This window comes from Winogradskyella sp. SYSU M77433 (assembly GCF_029911945.1).
In the GTDB taxonomy this organism is placed as follows: Bacteria; Bacteroidota; Bacteroidia; order Flavobacteriales; family Flavobacteriaceae; genus Winogradskyella.
Genome location: NZ_JARYTG010000026.1, coordinates 1 through 1,520, shown reverse-complemented (window position 1 = coordinate 1,520; position 1,520 = coordinate 1). Strand labels below are relative to the sequence as shown.

Below are 1,520 nucleotides of genomic sequence, written 5' to 3'. Positions count from 1 at the left end.
CCTGTAATTGTTAAAGTACTAATGTCAATAATTTTAAGTTCCCATCCAGCAGTATTGGTATTATAAGTCCCCATATTGTTCCAAGCTGCACCATCCCAAACTTCAACATCGAGTTGTGAGTTGGCGTTACCTTCGTTATCGCTTATTTCATAGAAAGAAAGAGAAGGTGTTGTTAAAGCAGACACATCTACCAATGGACTTGTAAGTGTTCTTACACCATCAGTACCAGAAGAGTCACACCAAGCAAAATAGCCATTAGTTGCCGTAGTGCCTGTCATAGTGCCGTTATTTCCGATATGGTTAAAACCAGGGTCGTCATCAAAAAACCAATCTTCACCACCATCCATAGACCAACAAAGTGGAATAGATCCACCATTTTCAAAACCTTCAGAATAAGGGGCTGTAAATGTCACACACTCCGTTGTAAAAATATATGGGCCAACCCATAAACTTAAATCACCAGGACCACAGTTTGCTTGATAGTATACATAATATTCTGTGGCAGGTGTTAGTGCAGTTAAAGCTGCAGTCGGAGTTCCTGTTGGTGAAATCGAAATTTCAGCTTCACTATTTCCTGGGGTGAAATCTCCTCCACTATTATATTCAATATTCCAATCTGTTTCAGACAAACCAATAGTCCAATCTAAGTTAGCTGTAGTAGCAGTAATAGCACTAGCAACCATATTACTTGGTTCAATACAGGTTGGAGCCTCGAAAAGAGTCACCACAATATTGGACCAATCTGCATCTGATCCACCAAAACTTTGATTTAATACTAAATCTATATAGCCATCGGAAGCAGGGTCATAAGCACCTGCTAAGTCACCTACGAAGGTAAGGGTGGTATTTGCATTACTGTTAAGTCCACCAGTTGTTGGCGGGTCTACAGTTACAGAGCCAGCGGCTGTTGTGAATGTGAGATCTGCTTCGGAGGACCAAGGGTTTCCTCCACCAGCGACCCAGTCTACCGTAATAGAGAAGGAGTCGTAAGCACCAGAAGATGAGCTGGGCACACCAGTTGAATTAGCCACATCGTTAAGACTAATTGTTACTGGCGATCCTGATGCTACGTTTGTCGGCCCCACGATTGGGGTAAAATCATATTGGGCACTTGCAGTAATACAGAACCCTAGCATGACAAGAAATAAGGTAATCTTTTTCATTAGTTAATAGGTTTGTTAGTAAATATTAAACCCTTCCAATATTTAAATTAGAAAGGAATATTTTTTGTTGGTACATAGATAATGTTGTCGCAGTACTTTGTGTCGCTTAACCTTTGTCTGCATTGGTGAATTTAAAAAAAATGAGTATTAACATGATGTTAACATTGTTATAATAGATTAAATACTTTTATTTTCGATGAAAGGTTTAGGTTTTTGAAATATTAGCAAGAAAAAAGGTCTATCTCTTATTAAAGTGATAGACCTTTTAACATTTTATATAAACAAACGTTACTCGTTTTCCTGAGTATTTACGATAATAAATTCAGAACGTCTGTTATCAGCATGCTGTTCTTTAGT

General features: G+C 38.4%; 1 pseudogene. It reads right to left on the bottom strand.

Annotated features, from left to right (window positions below):
* Positions 1–1,163 (bottom strand): annotated as a pseudogene (locus tag QGM60_RS18095) (hypothetical protein); the annotation flags it as partial.
* Between the last annotated feature and the right edge of the window lie 357 nt (positions 1,164–1,520).